This window comes from Thermodesulfobacteriota bacterium (assembly GCA_034189135.1).
Lineage (GTDB): Bacteria > Desulfobacterota > Desulfobacteria > Desulfobacterales > JAUWMJ01 > JAUWMJ01.
The window spans coordinates 14,479-40,557 of the sequence record JAXHVO010000041.1 but is presented as its reverse complement, the minus strand read 5'-3'; the positions used below and the strand labels follow the sequence as shown (position 1 = coordinate 40,557).

General features: G+C 44.2%; 18 protein-coding genes. 6 read left to right on the top strand and 12 right to left on the bottom strand.

Annotation, left to right across the window (positions count from 1 at the left end; translation table 11 throughout):
• The first annotated feature begins 557 nt into the window (after positions 1-557).
• Entirely contained in the window at positions 558-1,733 is a 1,176-nt protein-coding gene (locus tag SWH54_05975; protein ID MDY6790800.1) for a DUF1343 domain-containing protein, read from the top strand.
• 52 nt (positions 1,734-1,785) lie between these two features.
• Positions 1,786-2,460 carry a ribonuclease H gene (locus SWH54_05970; GenBank protein MDY6790799.1) on the top strand — a complete coding sequence of 225 codons (675 nt, stop codon included), beginning with the start codon at positions 1,786-1,788 and terminating at the stop codon, positions 2,458-2,460.
• 185 nt (positions 2,461-2,645) lie between these two features.
• Here SWH54_05970 and SWH54_05965 read toward each other — a convergent pair whose 3' ends face one another.
• Positions 2,646-2,924, bottom strand: a complete 279-nt coding sequence (locus SWH54_05965) for a hypothetical protein (protein MDY6790798.1) — start codon at positions 2,922-2,924, stop codon at positions 2,646-2,648.
• Positions 2,925-3,354: 430 nt separating this feature from the next.
• Here SWH54_05965 and SWH54_05960 point away from each other — a divergent pair, with 430 nt between their 5' ends.
• The 3 genes from SWH54_05960 to dapB all read left to right on the top strand — a co-directional run bounded on the left by SWH54_05960 (position 3,355) and on the right by dapB (position 8,611).
• A complete protein-coding gene (locus SWH54_05960; GenBank protein MDY6790797.1) occupies positions 3,355-5,946 on the top strand; it encodes a 1-acyl-sn-glycerol-3-phosphate acyltransferase in 2,592 nt (863 codons plus the stop codon).
• Between the two features lie 2 nt (positions 5,947-5,948).
• Positions 5,949-7,622: a sugar phosphate nucleotidyltransferase gene (locus SWH54_05955; GenBank protein ID MDY6790796.1), complete on the top strand. Its 1,674-nt coding sequence runs from the start codon at positions 5,949-5,951 to the stop codon at positions 7,620-7,622.
• A gap of 158 nt (positions 7,623-7,780) precedes the next feature.
• On the top strand, positions 7,781-8,611 hold the full coding sequence (gene dapB, locus SWH54_05950) for a dihydrodipicolinate reductase (GenBank protein MDY6790795.1): 831 nt from the start codon (positions 7,781-7,783) through the stop codon (positions 8,609-8,611).
• 102 nt (positions 8,612-8,713) lie between these two features.
• Here the strand turns inward: dapB and SWH54_05945 are convergent, their stop codons facing one another.
• Together SWH54_05945 and SWH54_05940 are read right to left on the bottom strand one after the other, a co-directional pair.
• Complete coding sequence (locus tag SWH54_05945) at positions 8,714-9,943, bottom strand: aminotransferase class I/II-fold pyridoxal phosphate-dependent enzyme (GenBank protein ID MDY6790794.1); 1,230 nt, start codon at positions 9,941-9,943, stop codon at positions 8,714-8,716.
• A 152-nt stretch (positions 9,944-10,095) separates the two neighbouring features.
• Complete coding sequence (locus tag SWH54_05940; protein MDY6790793.1) at positions 10,096-10,857, bottom strand: alpha/beta fold hydrolase; 762 nt, start codon at positions 10,855-10,857, stop codon at positions 10,096-10,098.
• A 629-nt stretch (positions 10,858-11,486) separates the two neighbouring features.
• Between SWH54_05940 and SWH54_05935 the strand changes: the two genes are divergently transcribed.
• Complete coding sequence (locus tag SWH54_05935) at positions 11,487-14,315, top strand: UPF0182 family protein (protein MDY6790792.1); 2,829 nt, start codon at positions 11,487-11,489, stop codon at positions 14,313-14,315.
• A 108-nt stretch (positions 14,316-14,423) separates the two neighbouring features.
• On the opposite strand, the gene SWH54_05930 is transcribed toward SWH54_05935, so the two are convergent.
• From SWH54_05930 to SWH54_05890, 9 genes are all read right to left on the bottom strand, one after another.
• Complete coding sequence (locus SWH54_05930) at positions 14,424-15,365, bottom strand: stomatin-like protein (protein MDY6790791.1); 942 nt, start codon at positions 15,363-15,365, stop codon at positions 14,424-14,426.
• 10 nt (positions 15,366-15,375) lie between these two features.
• Complete coding sequence (locus SWH54_05925; GenBank protein MDY6790790.1) at positions 15,376-15,825, bottom strand: NfeD family protein; 450 nt, start codon at positions 15,823-15,825, stop codon at positions 15,376-15,378.
• A 77-nt stretch (positions 15,826-15,902) separates the two neighbouring features.
• Positions 15,903-17,843: a molecular chaperone HtpG gene (htpG, locus tag SWH54_05920; protein MDY6790789.1), complete on the bottom strand. Its 1,941-nt coding sequence runs from the start codon at positions 17,841-17,843 to the stop codon at positions 15,903-15,905.
• A 522-nt stretch (positions 17,844-18,365) separates the two neighbouring features.
• The gene (locus tag SWH54_05915; protein MDY6790788.1) at positions 18,366-19,766 is read right to left on the bottom strand and encodes an NAD(P)/FAD-dependent oxidoreductase; all 1,401 of its coding nucleotides are present in this window, start codon (positions 19,764-19,766) and stop codon (positions 18,366-18,368) included.
• Between the two features lie 40 nt (positions 19,767-19,806).
• Positions 19,807-20,226, bottom strand: coding sequence for a universal stress protein (locus tag SWH54_05910; protein ID MDY6790787.1), 420 nt, complete (start codon positions 20,224-20,226; stop codon positions 19,807-19,809).
• A gap of 111 nt (positions 20,227-20,337) precedes the next feature.
• Complete coding sequence (gene alaS, locus SWH54_05905) at positions 20,338-22,974, bottom strand: alanine--tRNA ligase (protein ID MDY6790786.1); 2,637 nt, start codon at positions 22,972-22,974, stop codon at positions 20,338-20,340.
• A gap of 77 nt (positions 22,975-23,051) precedes the next feature.
• Positions 23,052-24,086 carry a recombinase RecA gene (gene recA, locus SWH54_05900; GenBank protein ID MDY6790785.1) on the bottom strand — a complete coding sequence of 345 codons (1,035 nt, stop codon included), beginning with the start codon at positions 24,084-24,086 and terminating at the stop codon, positions 23,052-23,054.
• Between the two features lie 163 nt (positions 24,087-24,249).
• Positions 24,250-24,825, bottom strand: coding sequence for an RNA 2',3'-cyclic phosphodiesterase (thpR, locus tag SWH54_05895; protein ID MDY6790784.1), 576 nt, complete (start codon positions 24,823-24,825; stop codon positions 24,250-24,252).
• Between the two features lie 10 nt (positions 24,826-24,835).
• Positions 24,836-26,005, bottom strand: coding sequence for a homocysteine biosynthesis protein (locus tag SWH54_05890; GenBank protein MDY6790783.1), 1,170 nt, complete (start codon positions 26,003-26,005; stop codon positions 24,836-24,838).
• Positions 26,006-26,079: the final 74 nt, after the last annotated feature.

The following is a 26,079-nucleotide window of genomic DNA, read 5'->3' as shown; positions in this document are numbered from 1 at the left end:
AAAGGAATATCAGGCCTAATAAGCTGATTTCAAATCGATCCCTCTTGATATCGTCACTAAATCGTATTATATTAATTAGTTAGAAGCTTTTATAAAATTTTAACCGGACACTAATGAACAAAAATAGTGGCTATTTGTCAATGAAAAAATCCAGGAATGACCTCAGGTTAAAGATGTAATCCAGCAGATCATTCTCGACATTTTACCCGCATGCGTGTAGAATATTATAACACCGCCAGGCAATTTATCTATCTATTATAGCTAAGATGCGTCTGCCGAACTTGATCTCTTGATTTATATTGTTCAACTGGTTTATACTGTCCTAAATTGACTCTACCGTAGTGCTTGTAAATAGATTTCGTTTTCCTTTAATTACCAATGGTCCGGTGAAACGTATCACCGTGGGTCAACTATAAAGTTCTCTATTCAAGGCACGGTTATTTTTTATAGATAAGGAAATACCCGTCGGATGCCGGATGGTTGAAAACAGCTGCAAATCAGTAGATGGAGCTTTTTACAATACCATCCACCACTTGTCGGCTTTCAGGAAGATAAAAATGGATACCGTACAAATCGGACTCGAAAGGTTTATTAAAACATCTCCCAAATGGATTCGGGGAAAACGGCTGGGGCTTTTAAGCAATCCGGCATCGGTGGACAGGCAACTGTCCCATGCACGCGATCTCATCAATATTCGCTTTCCCGGACAGTTGAAAGCGTTGTATTCACCCCAGCACGGCTTCTTTGCTGAAAAGCAGGATAACATGATCGAATCCGTCGATATAACCGACCCGATATCAAAGGTTCCTGTCTTTAGTTTATATGGGAAAACACGAAAACCCACCCCAAAAATGCTTGAACCGATAGACGTTCTTATCGTTGACCTGCAGGATGCGGGTACCCGTGTGTATACCTTTATTTATACCCTGTCTTATTGTCTGGAAGCTGCAAAAAGCTTCGACAAAAAAGTGATTGTTTTGGATCGGCCAAATCCGATTAACGGTATGACGGTTGAAGGCAATTGCTTATCCATGGATTATGCCTCCTTTGTCGGTCGATATCCCATACCCATGCGCCACGGATTAACCATCGGTGAACTGGCACTTTTATTTAACAGCCATTTCGGTATCGGATGCGACCTGGAAGTCATCCCAATGAAACAATGGAACCGAGCCATGTATTTTACCCACACGGGCCTTCCCTGGATTCCTCCCTCCCCCAATCTTCCCACACCGGTTTCCGCCATGGTGTATCCAGGTCAGGTACTATGGGAGGGAACCAACATCTCCGAAGGAAGAGGAACAACCCAGCCCTTTGAACTTTTCGGTGCCCCATTTATCGATACAGAAAGTGTTCTTACAACGCTTAAGGGAAATAAAGTTCCGGGTGGATTTCTCAGACAAACCTTTTTTGAACCCACATCCAACAAATGGAAAAATCAATCATGTGCAGGTTTCCAGCTTCACATCACCAATCCGAACAAATACAGACCTTATATCACCACGTTAAGGCTTCTTCAGGCGGTTATTGCCTGCCACCAGGACCGGTTTGAATTCGCTCACCCGCCTTACGAATATGAGTACCACAAAAAGCCAATCGACCTTATCATTGGGGACAGAGATATCCGCCTTGGTGTCGAACGCCTTGATCAATTAGATAAAATAGAAAAATCGTGGAAGAATAAACTTGATGATTTTAAAAAGGTGAGCAGGAAGTTTCATCTGTATAAATAGGAGAGCTGCTCAGATGGACAGGCTGAGTAATTACGACAAAAAAGGATTATAAATGCATGAAGCCAATATAAATGAAGCCGGATGGAAGCGGATGTGGTTTAAGCAAAATAAGGTTTGGGTGGCGACGGACGAATCAAAAAAGCCGATAGTTAAAAGTGGTAAGGTACTGATAAAATACCAGATTAAACAAGATTACCAGTACTGGGTTCACCAACAAAACGTCAGACCCCTGGATAGCAAACCCACCCAAAAAACAGGCGAAAAAAAACCGGCTGCAAAAATAAAGGGCAAAAGTAAACCCTTTGAAGCACCCATCCCACCTGGTGCGGTTTGCATCTTTACAGACGGCGCTTCCGCCGGAAATCCGGGCCCCTCCGGAGTGGGTGTACTGCTGAAGTATGGCGAACACCAAAAGGAAATATCAAAATATATCGGTATTGCCACCAATAATATTGCAGAGCTTAAAGCCATAAAGATAGGACTTGCAGAGCTGAAAAAGACCGATATACCGGTGAGAATTTTCACTGACAGCAGTTATGCACACGGGGTACTCTCTTTAGGTTGGAAAGCAAAAAGGAATCCGGACCTTGTAAAGGCTATCAGAGATACCATAGTAAAATTCAAAGACTTAAAACTGATCAAGGTGAAAGGCCATGCCGGTCATGCGGAGAATGAACGGGCGGATTTTCTGGCAACTTCAGCGATAAAAAACAACATAAAAAAGTAACGCTATAAAAATACCCCTCCTCGCCTTGAGAAGGCACCGTGTAAAGCAAAAAAAAGGGAGAACATAGGTGATTGATGGAAGAGCGCTTTGCTCGATGAGCGCTTTACTTGAAGCATGCAGCAGAAGGTATCTCTTTAAGCCACGCGGTGGTGCTCCTCAAGTCCTCAATGGACGCTCTTCAATCCCTAATCTTTTTTTAGCGTCTCTATTTCTTCTTTCAGATCATTGATTTCTTTTTTGTATTTTTGGACATCCTCGCCCTGTTCAACTGAATCGGTATCAGCAGCTTCTTCTTTCCACGAGTCTTTGAGCTCATCAAGCCCAAGATATATGGCTAGACCACCCCCTAACAAAAGCATGATCGGTATGGTTCCTTTTAAAACCATTAAAAACGATCCCCACCAGATCACCAGCCCGATCAGACCCAATGCCGCTGCCACAGCGCCACCAATTAACGTTTTCATTTATATCACCCTCCTTTGTTTTTTCGTTTTTTAGTGCGTTAGAAGTGATAAATTAAGACCTGACCACCATTTTTTCAAGCCGATAATTCGCTGCATTGGTAAAAAGTCGAAATTGCTTCAGAGGTACGGAGTTTATAATTTTATCTACTTAATATAATTATATATTACTGTATTCTTTGACATCGAAGTGGGCACATATGGTTTTGTTAGGAACCGGGACATTTGGTAGTTAACACAGCACATTTTCTAATACAAGTCAAATTGCGCAGGGGAAATAAAGAAAATATTGCAAACAGGGCAGTAGTTTGATAGCTTCATAAGCCAAATAAAATGAGAGCCAATTTCAGAATGTCCAATTTCGAAACTGACTCTGTGATGGAAAAAATCAATACTCTGATTTCAAACAGACACCAAACACAAGTTAATCATTATGAAATTAAGAGAGCGAATCAATCATATTTTAGAAGGAACAGACAACCACTTTAGCTGTTTCTTTCCGGGTAATTCCGGCTTTTCATCCTCCATACTTAAACTTTTTTTCTCCGGGGTAAAAGTGAGAAAGAACCAGTCTTCCGCCATTGAGGAAATCCCCGAAGATGCCATTATTGTTTATGCAACCAAACATAAAAGTAAATTCGACTATCTTTTTTATCATACCCGCTACAAGCTTTACGGCCTGCCTTATCCTGAAATTGGTTTTGACTACAAGGTTATCCTGTGGCAACCGGTTGCCCGAATATTTAAAATACTGCTGGCGCACTTTGATTTCTTTTTTAAAAACATGGCATGGCCCGATCCTTATAACAGCGGGTACATAAAAAGCGAATTAATAAGCGGTCGTACCGGTTTTTTATCCATAGTTGAAAAAAAAGGTTTTTACCGCCGCTTTGTCAAAGCAAAGACAGATCCCGTCCAATATCTTATCGAAATGCAAAAATCGATCGACCGCCCCATATATATTGTTCCACAATTGATGTTCTTTGGCAAAAATCCCCATCGATCACAACCGACAATTACCGACATTCTCTTCGGACCTGAAGATAAACCCGGAAAAATCAGACGTCTGGCAACTCTTTTTAGGAGCCCGGGTAAAGTCTTTGTAGAAACATCCGAACCGGTAAACCTGATACAATTTCTTAAAAACCCACAAAACCAAGACCGGGACATTGATCACCAGTCTTTATCCTTGAGACGCAGTCTTCTGGTTCAATTCAATCGCCATCGCCGTAGCATCACCGGGCCGGTTCTGAAATCGAGCGAAGAATTGAAAGAAAGCATCCTGACAAACGATCGTTTTCAACAATTCATGGCAAGTCATTCCAAATCCCGACATATTCCCTTGCGCGAAGTTCGCCGGAAGGCTGATGCATATCTTGATGAAATTGCGGCCAAATACAGCCCAGGCTTAATTAAAATCGCAGAAGTTATCGTCGGTTGGTTTCTAAGAACCATGTTTGAAGATGTCATCGTGAATACGGATGACCTGGCCAGGATAAAGACCATGTCCCAAAAAGGGCCGCTGATACTCATCCCTAATCACAAAAGCCATATTGACTACCTGATTCTGTCATATTTTCTGTATCACAGTAACATGCCATGCCCGCACATTGCTGCAGGAAAAAACCTTTCATTCTGGCCCATGGGTCCTCTTTTTCGTGGTGGGGGTGCTTTTTTTATCAGGCGAACTTTCAGGGGAGCCGTACTCTATGCCAGAGTGTTTGCCGAGTATATCCATAAACTGCTCCAGGAAGGTTTTAACATCGAATTCTTTATCGAAGGCGGCCGAAGCCGCACAGGTAAGCTAATCATGCCCAAGCTGGGGCTTTTATCCATTTTACTTGATGCATATAAAAACAAAGCCTGCGAGGATATGATATTTGTACCGATCTACATCGGATATGACCGTGTGATTGAAGAGACCGCGTATATTGATGAACTCGAAGGAAGACAAAAGGAAAAGGAAAATTTCCTGCAGGTGATCAAGGCAAGAAAGTTTCTAAAAAATCGGTATGGAAAAATATACATTCAGTTTCACGATCCCATCTCGTTAAATGACCTTTTATCACAATCCGGTTCTTCGCTTAACGATATGAAATCCAAAGAAAAGAATGCGTTCTGCCGAAATCTGGGACACCGGATAATTAACTCCATAAACGAGGTGACGGTGGTGACTTCGTACGGTCTTGTGGCGAGTGCTATTTTAAACTACCCGTCTAAGAAATTTTCTTATAATGCCTTAAAATCGAATGTGGAAACATATATCAATTACCTTCATACCCAAGATGCCAGATTGGCCGATACCCTTGTTCAAGATCACGGCCATGCTGTCGGGCATGCTCTTGATTCCTATGTCCAAAGTAAATTCATTGAACCGATTTCAAAGGAAAATGAAAATCGCTATTTAGAAACCGAATATGTGATCAATGAAAACAAGAGACCGGGACTTGAATATTATAAAAACAACTGCATCGCCTTTTTTATACCGGCCGCCTTTACTGCAATTGAAATCCTTAAAATGGATGCATTTCAATTTTCCGCCTCAGAGCTTCACTCCGGGTATGCTTTTCTCCAGGAATTCTTCAAGAACGAATTCGCCTACGATATTAACCTGACACCGGAATACTTCGTGCGAAAAAGCATCAAGACATTTATTGATGACGCCATGCTCGTGCCCCATCAGACCTTACCGGATACCTATCATTTGACCTCGGCCGGTTTCAGGAAATTGAAACTTTATTCCAATTTCCTCAAAACCTATTTTGAGTCGTACCTGATTGTATTAAACTTTCTCATGCAACATCCTAAAAATGCAATAAATGCTAAAGAACGCCTGAAAAAAATCGAGGCAAGTGGAAATCGTATGTATAAAAGCAGGGTAATCGAACGGAAGGAAGCCCTTTCAAAAGTCACCTATCAAAACGCCATCGAATTTTTCACCACTCATAGAGTCAAAGGCTCCGATGATAATGAACAAATTGATTACTATGCCGATGTACTGCAACAATATATGAATCATCTGTAACTATGAAATCTATGATACTGGCCGCCGGAATGGGTACGCGGCTTCTCCCCTATACCGAAAAAACACCCAAACCTCTGTTTCCGGTTGCCGGACAACCCTTGCTCGATATTATCATACGCAAACTGATGCATGCGGGATCAACCGCAATTATCATCAATACCCATCATCTGCATCAAAAGGTTGAATCATTTATCAGGAAAATAGAATACAGCATACCCATTTATACACGCTACGAGCCGGCAATTCTTGGAACGGGCGGGGGCATAAAAAATGTAATCGATTTTGTCGGTAACCAACCATTTATGGTGGTTAACAGTGATATTGTGACCGATATTGATCTTAAAAAGGTATATGACTATCATTTAAATCATACATATCCGGTCACCCTGGTTCTTTGTGATAACCATTTCTTCAACTCTGTTTCACTCAATAAAAACGGATTTATCATCGATTTTGCAAAGGAATCTTCTACACCATCCAGAGATCTTATGACTTTTACCGGTATTCAGGTGATTGATCCCGAGGTTTTTGATTTCATACCGGACCATGTTTTTTCCAGCATCATTGACGCCTATAAAAAGATGATATCCCTGGGCAAAAAAATAAAAGGGTTCATATCAGCAAAAGACTACTGGCAGGATATCGGGACACCAGCCGGTTATCAGCAGGCGGTTTTTGATATAATGGCGCCTGAAGCGTTTAAAAGGGCATTTCCCCCCAACCGGCCCCACAAAATTAAGCAAACGAAATTGAAAGGTGACGGCTCTGAGAGAAAGTGGTATCGACTGACTGCGGGAAGCAAATCACTGGTCATGGCAGATCACGGCATCAGGGAAAGCAATGAGGCATGCGAAGTGGACTCTTTTGCCGCCATAGGCCGTCACCTGCATAAGGCGAACCTACCGGTTCCAAACATACATCTGTACGATACATTTTCCGGCCTGGTTTTTGTGGAAGACTTGGGAGATATAAACCTTCAAGCACTGGTCCAAAAAGCAGAAAACCCGAAAGTCATCTTTTCCCTTTATAAATCGGTGATAAACCATTTGATTGACCTGTCTGTGTCAGGTTCGACCGGTTTTGATTTGTCTTGGACATATCAGTCTGACATTTATGATAAAAACCTAATCATGCAAAAGGAATGCCGTTACTTTGTCGAAGCATTTTTAACCGGATACCTTGGTATCCATGCAAATTTTGAAGATCTAACAGATGAGTTTTCACTCCTGGCCGACCACGCGCTTGTCTCATCATATAATGGTTTTATGCACAGAGATTTGCAGTCACGCAACGTTATGGTAAAAAATGAAAATTGCTATTTTATCGATTTTCAGGGGGGACGTCTGGGACCCATCGAGTATGATCTTGCATCACTCCTTATCGATCCATATGTAAGTCTCCCCTGCTCTATTCAAAATCGACTCCTTGAGTATTGTCTTGAAAAGCTGATATCTCGTGTTGATTTTGATACCGACACATTTCGCAGTTGTTTCAAATATTGCTCGCTGACGCGAAACCTCCAGATACTGGGTGCTTTTGGATATCTCAGCCAAGTCAAACATAAAGCCTATTTTGCCAACTATATCCCCAAAGCGGTTGAAACTTTAAAAAAGAATCTTTTTTCAATTGGCAACCCTAAATTGCCAAAGCTAACATCAATGGTTAAGAAAATATAAATGATACACCAACCCTTTGAAATTAGGACACACATTTGTATGGAATTTCCCAGATTGAAGTCATGCTTGAACTTCCTTTTTCCGATAAATAAAAAAATATATCTGTGTAATCCGTATTCATCCGTGTCCCATTTTAAAAAGCTTTAAGGAGGTTTAAAATGAACCCAATCAAAGTAATGGTAAACGGTATTCCGGGAAATATGGCACAGGCGGTGGCAAAGCATGTCCTGTCCGACCCCAAACTCCAACTTATTCCGTATTCACTCACCGGCCCTGAAATAACGATTGCCGAACATGAGGTAGAAACATCCGTGGTACAACTCATCAGGCCGGAACTACGCGAAAAAAAAATAACTGAGGTATTGGAGCAATACACATCTTTTATCAGCATCGATTACACCCATCCAACCGCCGTTAACCGCAATGCCGAATTTTACTGCAAAATCGCCCTCCCTTTTGTTATGGGAACAACGGGTGGTGACCGAAAGCTGCTTGAAGATACGGTAAACTCATCGTCAATTGCCGCTGTCATTGCTCCCAATATGGCCAAACAGATCGTCGGATTTCAGGCCATGATGGAGTATGCATCAAACACATTCCCCGATCTTTTCAAAGGATATTCACTTTCCATTAAGGAAAGTCACCAAAAAGGGAAAGCAGATACAAGCGGCACGGCCAGGGCCATGACCGGTTATTTTAATGCGTTGGGAACCCCTTATTCAGAAGACGATATCATCAAGGAACGTAATCCTGAAACCCAGCAAACGGTTTGGGGCATTCCCCAAAAGTATCTGGCCGGACACGGCTGGCACACCTACACTCTTGTTTCCCAAGACCAAACCGTCCGTTTCCAATTCACCCATAACGTGAACGGCAGGGACATCTATGCCCAGGGCACCCTTGATGCCGTCCTTTACCTGTCTAACAAAATAGGAGAAGGAGCTGCGGGAAAGGTGTTTACCATGATTGATGTGTTGAAAGGGGTGTGATTTCAATCGGCCAAACCCCTGACCGGCCATAGGGGTCGGACAATTTTGCAAGCTATAATAAATTTAAACCCAGGTATTTTTCTTTACACACCGTTGGCTGGTCTATTGTTTCGCTTTGAACTTCTTCAATACCCCAATGGCATAGTCGATATCATATTTGGTATGACTGGCTGAAATCTGGATTCTGATTTCTTCATCACCTTTGGGAACGACCGGGTAATTCAACCCGGTGGCCAGTATTCCGTTTTCAATCAAACATTCTACCAGTCGGGATGTCTTTTTTGTATCCCGGACCATGATGGGGACCACCGGATGTTCTCCTTCAATGGTTTCATAGCCCGCTTCTTTCAGGCCGTTTTCAAACCTCTTGGTCATATTGCGAAGATGCTCCAAAATTTTAAGCCCCTCCGTACTGTCGAGAATTTCTAGCGCCTTAAGAGCGGCCGAGGCTTCTGAAACTGTAATCGGGTTTGAGTAAATATACATGGGCGCCTTTTCCCGAAGATACTCAATAATTTGCTTTGAGGCCACCACGTATCCACCGTTCACGCCAAAACTCTTACCCAGCGTACCGATAACGATATCTACCGTGGTGCCGCAGTATTCTTCCGTTCCTCTTCCGGTCTTTCCAAAAGCGCCGACACCGTGAGAATCGTCTATAATGGAAATAATCCCCTCTTCAAATTTATCGTTGTACTTTTGGCAAATCCGTACAAATTTATCCAAAGGAGCATGATCGCCCCTCATGCTGAAAATGCCATCTGTAATCGCAATGACCCGTTTGCCTTTCCCGATATTTTGGGAAATTTTTTTTTCAAAGTCACTCATATCATTGTGCCGGTATATGCCTTTGACCGCCGGCCTGGAAAGCCGAATCGCAATAATGATACAGTTATGATTCAGCTCATCGCTTATTAACACGGTATCCTTGGTTATAAGCGGAAACAGCACACCCAAACTGGTCACATAAGCCGAGGAAAATATCATACCCGCTTCCCGTTGGTGGAATTTTGCCAGCCTCTCTTCCAACACGGTATGCGCTTTATACGTGCCGCTTATGAAACGAACGGCACCGGGGCCGACACCGAATTTCTTGGCTGCTTTTTCCTCCTCTTCGATTACATCTTTTCGCAGCGACATCCCCAGATAAGAGTTAGCGTTCATTTTCAGAAACTCTTTGTCTCCCTCGCCTTCCACATAATATCTTGGACCTTTATTATCGTCGGCAGGTTTTACTCCGGTGATCACCATTTCCTTGCCTTTTGCACTTCCGGTTTTATACAGGCCGTCCAATTCCAGTTGTAAGGCATCATTTAGTTTTTGCAAAGACATATTATCCCTCCAGTATTTCACTTGAATCTCAATAACTATTAAAAGAAATCCTCTATCGGCTTTTTTTATGTGCTATCGTTTTATGGTCGGTTTGTCTATCATCTCTTGGATCACAGAATATTGATTAGAAACAGTATCGTCTAAACTGTTTATTATTTCAGTATCTGTCTATCAAGAAAGATATCCCAAATGCGTTTAAAGGTTGAAAAACGATGCTTTCCATTTACTTCGATTACATGCCCGGAAGAAAGGGAGGATGCCAGCAGCTTTTGGGCCCGATAATAAAAATCCTCTTTCCCGATGCCCAGATATATCGGTGGATGAATGTTGCCGGGCCGGTTGTATTCTTTCAACCAGTGCCAGAGCATGCGCTGCCAGTCGTCTTGTTCATCGTAATCTCCCGGTTCCCATTGATCTATCCCACCGGCGGAGTATATTTCATCAATAATAAATTTTTCGCCTAAAAAAGGTCCAAGCAGAAGAACGCCGTCTATATTTTCCGTGTGTTCTTTCAAGTATAGCATTGATCCAAGCCCTCCCATGGATGCCCCCACCAGCCAGATTTTTTCATATTTGTTTGCCTTTGCCGGCTGAATAATATCCTCTTCTATCCGGGTCATGAGAGTGCGATCGTTATAGTAGCCAAAATGGGCATTGGGTGCGACCATATCATAGCCAAGCCCCCTTATCCGAACGGCTTCGACGAATCCTTCCTTCTCGAAGCATTGATGGCCGTCAAAAACACAATTCAGGGTACCGCCCATCCCACGCAGAAAGACAATGAGATTTTTGTTTCTGGTTGGAGATGATTCATATTTGAGCACTTCCAACGGGACTTTACAGGGACCAAAACAGCCGGTCAGCAACATGATCAACAGGACAGTATAAAAGACAAATGAACGAATAGACACCATCTCCTCCCTTATAAAATATCCGGGTGCGGCTTTGGTCTCGTCCCGGCTTAACAAGTTTATATGAGGTGTCGGGAAGTTTCTTATCAATAGCCTTTTTTGTGAACAGTTTGCGTTTTAATGATTGTGAATGGTTGGTCCGAGGAAGCGCCCATTGGCCCGTATCAGACTTAACAAATAAGTCCGACATCTGTACACGCCCCCTATCTTCTCAGTAAAACCCATACAGGCAGAGACGATCAACGCTTCCGTGGGGTTCTGTCCCTTGGGGCTGGTACAAATCGAATCTCAGTTCACCTCAGGCGGACCGTACGCCAGTTTCTCGAAATGATTGTTAAGTCTGATACGGGCCAATGGGCGCTTCCCCGGACCAACTGAGTAGAGATTGAAAAACTCCCCGACCGCTCAGTTTATATACCAGTAAGTTGTTTAAGTCTAATGATTTGTGATAATTCGTTAAATAACGTTTGTGAAAGAAAGACCCAGTAATCCCGACCTTGACCTCCATGTAAGACTTTTTAAAAACACTCTCTGTTTTAACACTTGCATTATATATTGCTAAGTCCTATTATCGCCTCCCAGATAAATCTTTGATGCTTTTTTGCCAACCTTATACCTTGGAGTCTAACATTATGAAAATGAAGAATATAACGATCTTACTAGGCCTTCTGCCACTGGTCCTGCTATGGGCGGTTATCTCTATATATCCCAACTGGTTATGGTTTCAAAATCTTAACTTCGCCCCCGTATTCTGGACCATGGTGCTGGGTAAATTCGGGCTTGCCACAATAATCTGGCTTCTTTTAATCATTATGCTGTCCGTCAATCTTTACACTGCACAGTGTTTTCATCCTGTGAGCGTGCAGGGACCCACAGAAATCGCTGGAATGCCTCTATCCGGCAAAACCTTGAACACGATTATCCTGGCCGCCATTCTAATCGTTAGTTTTGTTATTGCGTCAAGCGGCTCTGCTAGCTGGAACATGGTACTTAGTTATCTAAACCAGCAACCCTTCGGCCTCAATGATCCTTTATTTAACAAAGATATCGGCTTCTATGTGTTCTCGCTTCCTTTTTATATGTTTGCCCAGGAAGAGTTGCTTGTCCTGTTTCTGTTTGCCGGACTTGTGACCGCCGTCTGGTATTTAAAAAACGGCGGGCTTCAGATCATCGGTGAATTTCTTCTGACAGAAAACAAACCCACCGGTATACCCAAAATTAAAATTTCGCCGAAGGTCGTTAAACACCTTCTGGTGCTCGGTGCGATCGTGGTCCTGCTTATCGCCTGGGGCTTTTATCTAAAGATCTATGGTCTTCTCTATTCCACCCAAGGCCCCGCCTTTGGGGCCAGCTACACGGATATCCACGTCAAGATCCCGGTTTACAAGGCTTTGATGGTGATATCTTTTCTATGGGTTCTGTTTATCATATATAACGTATTCAAACCAAGGATGAAGATGCTCGTTATCAGCGGCATAATATGGTTGGGCGTTATTTTAATCCTGGCCGGTGGTCTTCCGGTACTGGTGCAAAAAATTGTGGTTAAACCCAATGAGTTGGCTAAAGAATCACCCTTCATCTCCTATAACATTGATTATACCCGTAAGGCGTACAACCTGAACCATATTAAAGAGGTCGATTTTGAGGTCAATGACAGCCTGAGCTCTGAAGAAATTAAAGATCATGATGCCACCATTCAGAACATCAGGATATGGGACGAAAGACCTCTACTTCAAACCTACAAACAAATTCAATCCATCAGGCTATACTACGATTTTAACAATGTGGACGTTGACCGTTATCTGATTAACCAACAATATCGTCAGGTTATGCTGGCCGCACGGGAACTGGTGGTAGACCAGCTTCCACCCCAGGCAAAGACCTGGGTCAACATGCACCTGATTTACACCCATGGCTACGGACTGGCCATGAGCCCTGTCAACAAAGTCACCCCGGAAGGCCTTCCGCAACTCATGATTAAAGACCTCCCCCCATCTGTTGGCGTGAATCTGAACATAGACCGCCCCGAAATTTATTATGGTGAAAAAACAAATGAATATGTCCTGACAAAAACAAGTGCCAAGGAGTTCGATTTTCCCAAAGGAGACAAGAACGTTTATGCCACTTACCAGGGAAAAGGCGGTGTTCCCATCAATTCCTTTATGAGAAGGCTCCTCTTTGCCATTGAATTTATGGATCCGCAGATACTGCTCACCACATATCTGGGACCTGAAAGCAGGATCATGTTCAATCGCCGCATCCGCCGGAGGGTGCAAGCCATCGCCCCGTTCCTTGCATACGATACCGATCCGTACATGGTGATCTCTGGAGGGAAGCTCTTCTGGATTCAGGACGCTTATACCATCTCCAACATGTATCCCTATTCCAAACGGTTAAAGAGTCCTTTCATGAACAGGAGGATCAACTACATAAGAAATTCCGTTAAGGTGATCATAGATGCCTATAACGGGAATGTGGCATACTACATGATTGACGAGAAAGATCCCATTCTCAAGACCTACTCCAAGATATTTCCCGCTCTGTTTAAGCCCTTTGATGAGATGCCCGCAGACCTGAAAAAACACATCCGGTACCCCTATGATCTATTTGATATCCAGGTAAACACATATGCCACCTACCACATGCAGGATGCCCAGGTATTTTACAATCAGGAAGACCTGTGGGAACCTCCGTATGAGATGTACGGTGACAACCGGCAGAAGATGAAACCTTACTATATCATCGTAAAACTGCCAAAAGAGGATAAAGAGGAATTTCTTTTGATGCTCCCCTATACCCCTTCCAAGAAGGACAACATGATTGGCTGGCTGGCAGCCAGAAGCGACCTTCCCCACTACGGCAACCTTCTGGTTTATAAACTTTCCAAAGATAAACTTGCATACGGTCCCATGCAGATTGAGGCCAGAATCGATCAACAAACGGAAATATCTCGTGAACTCAGCCTCTGGGGCCAGCGTGGATCCAGGGTCATCAGGGGTAATCTTTTAGCCATCCCGGTGGGCGACTCTTTCATCTATGTAGAGCCTATTTATTTGGAAGCAAAACAAGAGGAGCAACAAACCTCTGCTTCAGCTCAGGGCCAATCAGCTGGCCGGAGACAACAGGGAAGACAACCTGCAAAGGAGATTGCAAGAACTGCAGCCCTGCCCGAACTAAAAAGGGTGATTGCAGCCATAGGCAATCGGGTTGCCATGGAGGAAACACTTGAAGCCGCATTGAGCCAGGTTTTAGGAGCCGTGTCCACCCATAAAAGAGAGGTATCCCCAATCATACCCGAAACAGGGAAGATATCTGATCTTGGAGCCCTGGCCCTGAAATACTACAACAATGCCAAGGATTACCTGCGGAAAGGAGACTGGGCAGGATATGGAAGAGAACTGCAAAAACTTGAGAACATATTGAAGCAATTATCAAAAACCGGTAAAGATAAGGAAATTTAAATTCTGCGGAAAAATATTTTCCACTCTTAAAACAAAGATCACGGACTTTGAGCGGGAATAACCGCCAGGGACCTTGCCTCGGCAGGGTCCCTGGCGTTAAAAATAGCCTCACACAGCCTGGGTTTCACTTCCTTGTTTTGCCTGTCCGAGCACAGACATCACCGTTGCAACCATCGCTGAAACATCCCCCATGTTTGCGGGGATGATCATGGTATTATTTTCTTGGGCCAGTTTTCCGAACTCGGCGATATATTTTTCAGCGACCCTTAAATTCGCAGCTGTTTCACCGCCGGCCAGACTTAACGATTCAGCAATTTTCTTAATACCCTCGGCCGTTGCCTGGGCAACGACTTCGATTTCCTTTGCCTGTCCTTCCGCTTCATTTATACGCCTTTGTTTCTCACCTTCTGATACCTCGATTGCTTCTTTCTTTAACCCTTCGGCACGGTTTATGCGGGATTGTCTATCACCTTCTGACGTTGCAATGGCCGCACGTTTCTCTCGCTCAGCTTTCATCTGTTTTTCCATTGCATCCATTACAGTTTTCGGCGGAGTGATATCCTTAATCTCATAACGCAAAACCTTAACTCCCCAATTCTGAGCTGCTTCATCAATTGCATACACAACTTGCTGGTTTAGACTTTCCCTTTCTTCAAATGTTCTGTCAAGTTCAATTTTGCCAACCACTGAACGCAGTGATGTTTGGGCCAGCTGGCTTGCCGCAACCCTATAGTCATCGATTCCGTAACAGGACAGCTTGCTGTCGATTACCTGTAGATATAAAATACCATCAACGGAAACAGATACATTGTCGGTGGTAATGCAATCCTGTGAAGGGATGTCCATCACCTCTTCCTTAAGGGTACGCTTGTAGGCAACTTTATCAAGGAAAGGGATGAGAATATGGAAGCCTGCGCTAAGAGATTTGCTGTACTTGCCGAGTCGTTCGACAATGAATTCCGATCGTTGCGGTACCACAACGGCTGTTTTAATTAACAGAACAATAACAATAACAGCTAACACACCTACAATAATCAATGACTCATTCATTCTTCCCTCCTTATACAGGTTTAACCTTAAAAGTGAGTCCGTCCTCGGACTGTTGACTTTCTATCAAAACAGATCGCCCCTCTTCAATTTCCATATCCGCAATAGCTCTCCAAAAACTCCCCATCACTTTTATTTCACCAGGTATATTGGGAGCTATTGTTTTGGTAACAAGCGCTGTTTTCCCTATCTTGGAATCCGTATAGTGATCATCAACACTATCGCGGGTTTTTCCTTTGAATATTTTCAAACTGTACTTCCGTAAAGTAAAGAGCAGCGTTAATGATGACACTAAAAATATTAATATTTGGTTGGTTAATTCAATATCAAATATCCATGTAGCCACTGCCGCCATCCAACTGCCGGCAGCAAAAAAAATCAAAATTATCCCCGGCAATACTAACTCGGCAATCAAAAATGCCACCCCGACAAAAAACCATATTAATGACGATGAAAGAATCATTTTAGCCTCCAACCGTTTAATTTATTCACTTTGTGGGTTAATCCGTCAATGGCAGTCCAAAGCTGTGGTTATTTGATTCAGTTTCCCGCCGAATCCAGCGAAGCCACCATTAGTTCACCGACCGTTTTTGAAAAATGTGATGGATTTTCCAGTTTGCCGCCTTCACTGATGGTGGCAATATCGTAAAGCAATTGACTGTAATCCTTCAGAGATGAGTGGTTACGTTCGGTTTCATAGAGGGTTTTGAATTTGGTCATCACCGGGTGATTCATGTTTAACTCCAGCACTCTTTTTACCTCCGGTTGCTTCTGACCGGATGATTTCAGGATCTTTTCCATATAGGCACTCATGTCGGATGCTTCACCGGAAAGGCATGCCACTGAATCCTTGAGCCTGGAAGAGGGTTTGACTTCCTTGATTTTTGATTCGAGCTGGGCTTTGATGAAGCTAAACAGGGAAGTAAACTCCTCTTTTTGCTTGTCATCGATTTTTTCAAGGTCAAGATCGCCCTTTTCAGCGCTTTTGAGCGGTTTACCATCGTATTCGGTCAAAGACTGCACCACCCATTCGTCCACCGGATCGCTCATGAGCAGGACTTCATAATTCTTGGACTTTAGTTTCTCCAAATGGGGGCTGTTGGCCAAGGTGGATGTATTGTCTCCGGTAATGAAATAAATTTCTTTTTGATCGGGCGGCATGTTTTTAATATATTGATCCAGTGAGACCCATTTGCCGTCTGATTTCGTGGTTTTGTAACGGGCCAAGGCAGCAATTTTTTCCCGCCTGCCCGGTTCGGTGTGAATGCCTTCTTTTATAACGGAACCGAATTTATTGTAAAATGGATCATATTTTTCAGCATCCATTTTGGCGAGCAGCTCAAGTACCTTTTTTACCAGGTTATTGCGAATGTTCACCACCAAACGATCATGCTGTAGAATTTCACGACTCACATTCAGGTTTAAATCGGATGCATCCACCACCCCTTTAACAAAACGCAGATATTCCGGCATCAACTCTTTGCAGTCATCCATGATAAAGACCCGCTTGCAGTATAACTGAATACCGTGCTTGCGCTCAAGCTGAAACAAATCAAAGGGAGCCTTGGAAGGGATATAGAGTAATGCATTGTACTCGGTGGTTCCTTCAAATTTTAAATGCAACCGCTCTAACGGTGGATTCCAGTCATGTGACAGATGCTTGTAAAACTCTTCATACTCTTCGTCTGTCACCTGATCTTTTGGCTGGGCCCAGATGGCCTTCATGGAGTTTAATGTTTCTTCGCGGATCACTTTCCGGGTGGTTTTTCCCACGGGCTTTCCATCTTTGTCCTTTATGAGTTCCTTTTCAGGAATGTCCTCATCTTTTTCCACATCCATGACAATTGGATAGGCCACAAAATCTGAATTCCGGCGGACAATGTTGCGCACCACCCATTGATCGGTATAATCTGTTTCATCATCTTTCTTTTTCTTTAAATCAAGGATAACGGTGGTACCGCGAGCTTCTTTCTTTACCTCTTCAACGGTAAAGCCTCCGTCGCCGGTCGACTCCCAGCGAACTCCGCTTTCCGATTCAGCCGACCGCGTAATGATGGTGACTTTATCTGCCACCATAAAAGCACTGTAAAAACCGACACCGAATTGCCCGATCAACTCCGGTGTGAGCGCATCCTTGCTCTGGGCCTGTTCCAGAGCCTTTAAAAAATCGCCTGTTCCGCTTTTGGCAATAGTCCCTATATTTTCCATCACTTCTTCATAGGTCATGCCGATCCCGTTATCCGAAATCTCAAAGGTCTGCGCAATACCGTCTGGACGCAGCTTGATCTTAAATTCCGCGTCATCGCCCAGGATGTCCGGGTCGGTTTGAGCCTTGAACTTCATCTTGTCAATTGCATCAGAAGCATTGGAGATCAACTCGCGCAAAAAAATATCCTTATCAGAATATAACGAATTGATAATAAGGTTAAGCATCTGCTGAACTTCGGTTTTAAATTGATGGGTTTGTTTTTTGGTCTTCATGAATTCTCCTCGAAATGATTATAGTTTCTGTTGGTTATGGAATGCCTATATTGTATACTGTTAACTAACTGATCGGGGAGTTTCTTATCAATGGCCTGTTTGGTGAACCGTTTGTGATTTAATGTTTGATAGAGGTTCGTCCGGAGAAGCGCCCATTTGCCCGTATCGGCCTTAACAAATAAGTCCGGCACTCTGTACACGCCCCCTATCTTCTCAGTTAAATCCATACCGGCAGAGACGACCAACGCTGCCGTGGGGTTCTGTCCCTTGGGGCTGGTTCGAATTGAATCTCAGTCCGCCTAGGCGGACCGAACGCCGGTTTCCCGAAATGATTGTTAAGGCGGATACGGGCAAATGGGCGCTTCTCCGGACGAACTGAGTAGAGATTGAAAAACGCCCCGATCTCTCAACTAACTATGTGACTTAATTCAAAGATGTCAACCCCCTGGAACCGCTATTACTTAAAATTGTAAAGCCACGCTGGGGAAAATGATCGGTGTATCGTCTGTATGGTGAGGAAATTTATCTGCCGGCGATGATCGCTTTGGCGGGAATCAGGCCGGTGGCACTGGCGGATACGATGTTTCCGGCTACTCCGGGACCGTCTCCGGCCACATACATGCCCTTTATTTTGGTTTCCAGGTTTCCATTGGTTTCAATCTGGGTAGCAAAGAATTTGATTTCCGGTGCATACAAAAGGGTTTCATCGTTGGAAACACCTGGAATAACGGGATTCAGCTTTTCCAGGCCTTCAATAATGTTAGTCAGAATCCGTTCGGGCAGCCCCATGGCAATATCGCCGCAAACCACGCCCTTCAGACTCGGTTCAATGTAACCCTTGTGTACCCGGTTCCAGGTACTGCGCCTGCCGCGTTTTAAATCACCAAACCGCTGTAAAATCGGTTTGCCACCTCCGATTAATGAAGCCAGACTGCCGATGGATTCGCCGTAAGCCTGGTTGTCGGTCACCGGTTCAGTAAGCACCACCTTTGACAAAAGGGCAAAATTGGTGTTTTCCGACTTTTTGTTGTGATAGGCGTGGCCGTTGACGCAAACAAACTTGTTGTAGTTTTCCTGGGTGACAAAGCCGCCTTTATTGGTACAAAATGTCCTGGTTTGATCGTCGTATTTAGCGGTCTGAATAAAAAAAGTTGGATCGTAAATGATGTCACAAACATCTTGCATAATATCATTATGGACCTCCACCCGCACACCGACTTCGATACCACGCTGTTTCAAACCGATTCCGTGTTTTTCGGCAAGACCGCTGATCCAGCTTGCACCCACTCTGCCCGGTGCCAGAATAACATTGTTGGTGGCATAGGTTTTGCGGTTGGTAACGACTCCCTTGACCTTTTCATGGTCGACTCGCACATCCTTGACCTCCTCCGATGTGTGAATGACCACCTGTTTCGATTTGATATAATCGCTCATGGCCGTGATGTGATCCGGCAGACAGTCACTGCCCAGATGTTTTTGTTTGATAATAAGTAAATCGATCCCGTGGGTCTTTGCCAGCTTGCGAATTCTTAGCGCCGCCTGCATATCGGACGGATATACCGGGCCATCCATGCCGAATCGGTTGAAAACCATTTCCGTCTCGTCAATAATTGCACGGGCCTGCGGAAGAGACATGAATTGCGTTAAATCGGTTTTTCCCAGCTTGCAGATGTAATTAAGTTTGCCGTCTGAGAACAGACCGGCACCTCCGATGCCGGAAAGGATATTGCACGGTTTACATTTGATACAATGCCGGGTTTGGCTAATCGGGCATTGGCGTTTTCCGGGAACCTTGCCCTTTTCGATCAGCAGCACCCGGCAATCTGAATTTTCGCACAGATAGTATGCCGCAAACAGACCGGCAGGGCCTCCTCCGACAATAATGACGTCATACTTATCGGAACGGGAAGTGGGTTTTTTCATGGAAATGTTTACCTTATAACGGTTGGATAAGCCCCTTTATTTAAGGCACAAGCATGACCGGGCAAAACGAATGATAGGTCACCTTTTGGCTAACACTCCCCACCAGTATGCCTTCGAAAGAGCCCAGCCCGCGAGTACCCATTAGAATCAAATCGATCTTTTGGATTTCAGCCACGGAAAGAATCGCTTCTGCTTCCGGTCCTTCAAGCAACGTTTCATTGATTTCACTATTAATTTCACCTATAATTTTACGGGCTTGGTCTAAAATAGACTGTCCTTCCTTTTTTCGCCGGGCAACAAGTTTTTCAAATTGGTCATAACTGCGTAAATCCGACGTTTGGGGATAGGCATGGACGAGCCAGAGACTTGCTTCAAAGCGTTCAGCCAGTTCCTTTGCGCAGCTTAATGCACGGTTGCTATGTTCAGAACCATCGACTGCAACAATGATACGTTTAAACATCTCTTCCTCCTTCATACAAAAAGCTGTCAGGACATCACATATAAAAAAACACCCATTAACGGTCTGCTGGCTAAATCGATTTTTCCACAGCGCCAGCTGCCGTAAATTCTTCTATAGCCCGGATATTGTCTCAACCACCCCATAGGCCTTATCAAGAGCGGCATCCAGTTTTTCCGGCTTGGTTCCGCCGGCTTGGGCCATGTCAGGCCGCCCACCGCCTCCACCACCGACCACGGCTGCGACCTGTTTTACAATATTGCCTGCATGGTAGCGCCCAGCAAGATCCTTTGAAACCACCACAATCAGGAGCACCTTTGAGCCGGCAACACTTCCTAAAACAACAATGCCGGACTTTATCTTCTCTTTGAACCTGTCAGCCAGCTCTCTTAATGCGGCGGGGCTATCCACCGCAACCTTTTTTACCAGAACCTGAATGTCGTTTATGGTTTTGATCTCTTGTTTGGTATCTTCTGCAGATATGGCTGCCATTTGTGCTTTTAGCTTTTCAATCTCTTTTACCAGCGCTTTCTGGTCGGCCAGTAATTTCTCTATTCTTGTTGGAATAACTTCCGGCTTTTCTTTGACCAGCCGTGCCGTATCCCGGACAATTTTCATATTCTCCTGTACATATTCTACGGCGGCCTTCCCGGTCAAAGCCTCAATCCGTCTTACCCCTGAAGCAACGCTTGATTCTCCTAAGATTTTAAACAGCCCGATATTGCCGGTTTTTTCGGTATGGGTGCCACCACAGAGTTCCTTACTGAAATCGTCAAGGGAAACCACCCGGACCCGGTCACCATATTTTTCTTCAAAAAGTGCGGTGGCACCGGTTTTAAATGCCTCTTCCGCATCCATCTCTTCAGTGTGAGCCGGTATGTTTTCTCGTATCCGTTGGTTAACCAGGGATTCAATCTTATCCAATGTCCGGGGATCAATTATAGCGAAGTGGCTGAAATCAAAACGGAGTCTCCCCGGAGCGACAAGGGAACCGGCCTGTTTGACATGATCCCCTAAGACCTTGCGAAGGACCGCATGGAGTATATGAGTAGCGGTGTGACTGCATTCGGTGGATTTTCGCTTATCTTTATCCACGCTCAGGGTGACGGTTTCACCCGTTTTTATCTTTCCGGAAACGATTTTTCCCTGGTGAATCACCAACCCGGTGGGATCTTTTATGGTATTGGAAACCTTTATTTCAAGATCCTTTCCGGTTATCACTCCGGTATCTCCCGCCTGCCCTCCGGCTTCTCCGTAAAAAGGCGTGGCTTCGGTGACAATTTCGATATTGCTTTCTGCCAACGCCTGATTTACTTCATTACCGTCTTCAACCAAGAGAAGAACCCTGGAGTCATAAATGTGGTTTTTATAACCGGTAAATTCAATCTTTATCCCCTGCGCTGAAAGTTTTTTATACGCATCACCAATTCCGGAAAATGTAGCGACAGAACGGGACATGGCGCGCTGGTTATCCATGGCTTTGTCAAATCCCTTCATATCCAGAGTCATTTTTTCATCCCTGACCACATCTCTCACGATATCCACCGGAAACCCGTAAGTGTCATACAGCTTAAACATAATATCCCCAGGGACCTCATTTCCGCCTTTTGCCTTTATTTCAGATAGGGTATCGTTTAACAACATCAGTCCGTGATCTAAAGTCTCCGAAAACCGTGTCTCTTCGTTTTTTATCACGTTGGTGATAAAAGCCGAAGCATCGTTAAGTTCTGGATATGCGTCTTTCATGATATCAAACACCACAGACGCAGTTTCATGAAGAAAGGGCTTTGTCAGGCCGATATTTCTCCCATATCTGATCGCCCTTCGCATGATTCGGCGCAGCACATAGCCTCTCCCTTCATTGGAAGGAAATACCCCGTCACCAATCAAAAAAGCCGCCGCCCTGCTGTGGTCCGCAATGACTTTTATGGCCACATCCGCTTCTTTTGATTCTCCCAATTTATGGTGGGAAAGGTCCTGGGCCTTTTGCATAATGGGCATCATAAGGTCTGTGTCATAATTTGTCGGTACATCCTGAATGATGGAAACCATACGCTCCAACCCCAGACCTGTGTCAATGCTCGGTTTCGGAAGGGGTGTCATTTTTCCGTCGGCATCCCGGTTGAACTGCATGAAAACCAGGTTCCATATTTCAAGATATCTGTCACATTCACAGCCTAACTTGCACTCAGGTCTGCCGCAACCGAATGCCTCTCCCCTATCCAGGTGTATTTCACTGCATGGCCCGCACGGCCCGGTATCACCCATAGCCCAGAAGTTGTCTTCCTCCCCGAATCGTACAATTCTTTCTTCCGGAACGCCGATGTGTTTTTGCCACAAATCGTTGGCTTCATCATCATCCAGGTAAATCGAAACCCACAGTTTATCTTCCGGAAGCCCGTATCCGTTCACTAAAAGATCCCAGCCATATTCCAGTGCTTTTTCCTTGAAATAATCACCAAATGAAAAATTACCCAGCATTTCGAAAAAAGTGTGATGCCTGGCAGTATAGCCCACATTTTCCAAGTCGTTATGTTTCCCTCCGGCACGTACACATTTTTGGGAAGTGGTCGCCCTCAGATATCCGCGGTTTTCCTCCCCCAAGAAAGCGCGCTTGAACTGGACCATTCCGGCATTCACAAAAAGTAGCGTGGGATCATCCTGAGGAACCAGGGATGAGCTCCTTACAATCCGGTGATCATGTTTTTTAAAATATTCAAGAAATTTTCTGCGTATATCATTTCCTGTCATATAACACTCCATGTAGTAATTTTATTTATATATTTATTGGTTCATAATTGATGGTTGTGAGCCGTGAACGGTTATCTTTAGTTCTTATCCTTAGTATCTTCCTTCTTTTCCTTATTGACGGAAAAGCCAAAGGCTTCTCTTGCTTTGACATAAATTGCGTTATAAATATCTGAATTTTCTTCTAAAAACTTCTTTACATTTTGACGTCCCTGACCCATTCGTTCACCATCGTATGAATACCAGGAACCGCTTTTCTCGATGATCCCTGCCTCAACCCCGGTATCAATGAGGTCACCTATTATGGATATTCCTTCTCCGTACATAATATCAAATTCGGCATCGGTAAAAGGAGGTGCCATTTTGTTTTTGACCACACGCACCCTGGTGCGGTTACCGATAACCTCCTGACCATCCTTGACCGCACCTATTCGCCTTATATCAAGCCTTACCGAAGAGTAGAACTTCAGTGCATTGCCTCCGGTGGTTGTCTCAGGGTTTCCGAATACAATCCCTATTTTCATACGAATCTGGTTAATAAAAATAACCGAGGTCATGGTTTTGCTAATCGTACCGGTCAGCTTTCTCAAAGCCTGGGACATTAACCTGGCCTGGAGGCCCATGTGCGAATCTCCCATTTCCCCTTCTATTTCAGCCCGCGGAACAAGAGCCGCAACCGAATCAATAACTATAATATCTATGGCTCCGCTCCTGACCAGCATATCACCAATCTCTAAAGCCTGTTCTCCGGTATCCGGTTGGGAAACCAGAAGTTCTTCGCAATTGACCCCCAGTTTTTTGGCATAACCTATGTCAAGGGCATGCTCTGCATCGATAAATGCTGCAATGCCGCCCTGTTTCTGGGATTCTGCCACCACATGCAGGGCAAGTGTTGTTTTACCTGAAGATTCCGGTCCAAAGATTTCAATGACCCTCCCTTTTGGAAGCCCGCCGACTCCCAGCGCTTTATCAAGGGCAATTGAACTTGTCGATATGACCGGCACGTCTGCAATAGGTCTGTCTCCCAGTTTCATAATAGAGCCTTTGCCAAACTGCCGCTCTATCTGACCTATTGCGCTTTCTACTGCTTTTTCCTTGTCAGGTGAAATGCTCATTATTTCCTCCTTATAACCTGGATTAACCTTAATCATGCCCGGATACACCGGGATTTAATTTTGCTGGACTCGGGGAAATCGATTTCATCACAGAGGTCACCAAGATAGCCAATTAAAAAATTATTCTCTGCGTTCTCGGGGAATTCTGTGATGGAATCTATTTTTATTTGGCGTTTAATGGTGCATTTATCAGCTTGGTATATTTTGCCCCCGATGGCTTAAGCTCACTTTTAAATAGAACAATTTCATTAACGCTAAATTTTTTTGATTCAAATTTTCCCAATTGTTTCATGGCATCAATCAACCGCCGGGCATCAATACTTCCTTTAATCCGAGCGATTGTAAGGTGCCCTCTAAACGGTCTCTTTTCCTTGGGAAATCCAACGGTCTCAAGTTTTCCATCCAGGGTTTTCTGCAAATCTGAAAGTTCTTCGGTCTGGCCGGCAATACCCGTCCATATTACTCGAGGGCGTTTGACACCCGGGAAAACCCCGATGCCTTTTACACCAAGAGACAGGGGGATATTCTCTGATGCGGTACCAATGATGACATCCCCGACTTTTTTGATATCTTCCCTATTTATTGGCCCTAAAAATTTCAAGGTAAGATGAATATTTTTCGGGCGTACCCAGCTCGCCTTGAATCCATATGATCTTACATCTTGCTGAATCTTACCAATAAAAGCGATAATTTCTTCAGGAAGTTCAATGGCGATAAACGCTCTGATGGTATCAGACATCTATGACTCGTTATCTTGAAGGTAACGTAAATTGCGGCTCTCCAAGGTAAAATTTCCCGGTTGATATTTTTTTCTTCAAAATTTCAGCAATCTCACGGGCCTTTACCATGCTGGAAAGCGGTGCAGTGGGCACATTTTTACCTTTAAATTTTATGTGACCGCTTTTAAGTTCCGCGTAACTCACCTGACCGTAGCTTTTGGAAATTCCGTTTGGATAATCATGCCCGTAATCAACAACCTGGGTAAATATCTCTTCATCCGATATGGCGGTGTACTTAACCATTTTTTCGTTTAATATGGGGATGGGAACCCCAAGTCCCACCGCCAGCGAACATCCGTACCCCTGTATGCTCAGCCCCATAATCCACTTTGGACTCATCTTCTTCAAATTGCCCATGACCATCATCGTTCCGGCCGGTGAGACGGGAACTCCCTTTTTGGTTCTCTTTGCAGAAGGCTTATGCTGAGTACCATGCCAGGTAACATATCCCTGTGCGCCGCCGAGAAAAATTCTGGTTCCGATACCGATGGTTCTATAATAGGGATCGTTAAAAAGCGGGCTGAGTTGGCCTGCCGAACAATAGTTCGCATTGGCTGCTTTTGGTTTTAAGGCACCCATATAGGTATAAACTGTTTTTTTTGTCAAATTTACCGCGCAGTTATAGTTTTGATAGGCGTTTCTTGAATTACACAGCATGGCCTGTGGGAGCATACGCAGGGTAATTTCTTTCTCGATCATTCGGTTGGGATAACAATCTGTTCCATAACCTTTTGCCTTTAAATAAACTTTTTCTCCAGACAGAAGATCCTGTATCACATGCCCGCCCCCATAGTTGAATTCACCGGGATAGACTTTGTTAAGCGGATCATCCTCGCATGGCTCAGTCGCCCCGATATAGCAATCGACTGCAGCGATTCCAGCGTATGCAGGTACATTATTAAGCCAGACTTTCGACGCCTTTATCCCAGGCTTTGAATGTCCGAAATTGATAAATGCGCCCGAAGAGCACATTGGAGCAAATGTACCGGTGGTCACCACATCCACATGCTTTGCCGCAGCTATGGGTCCCTTTTCCTTTACGATATCAATAATCTCCTCTGCGGTCACCACAACCACTTCCCCGGATTTTATCTTTTCATTTATCTCCTGAAAGGTCTTGTTCACTTTGTATTCTTTCATTAAAGCTTTTCCTTTTTGATTTAACTAGTTACATCGGTCTATTTTTCCGATTCCATGGCTGAAGAAGATCAAAT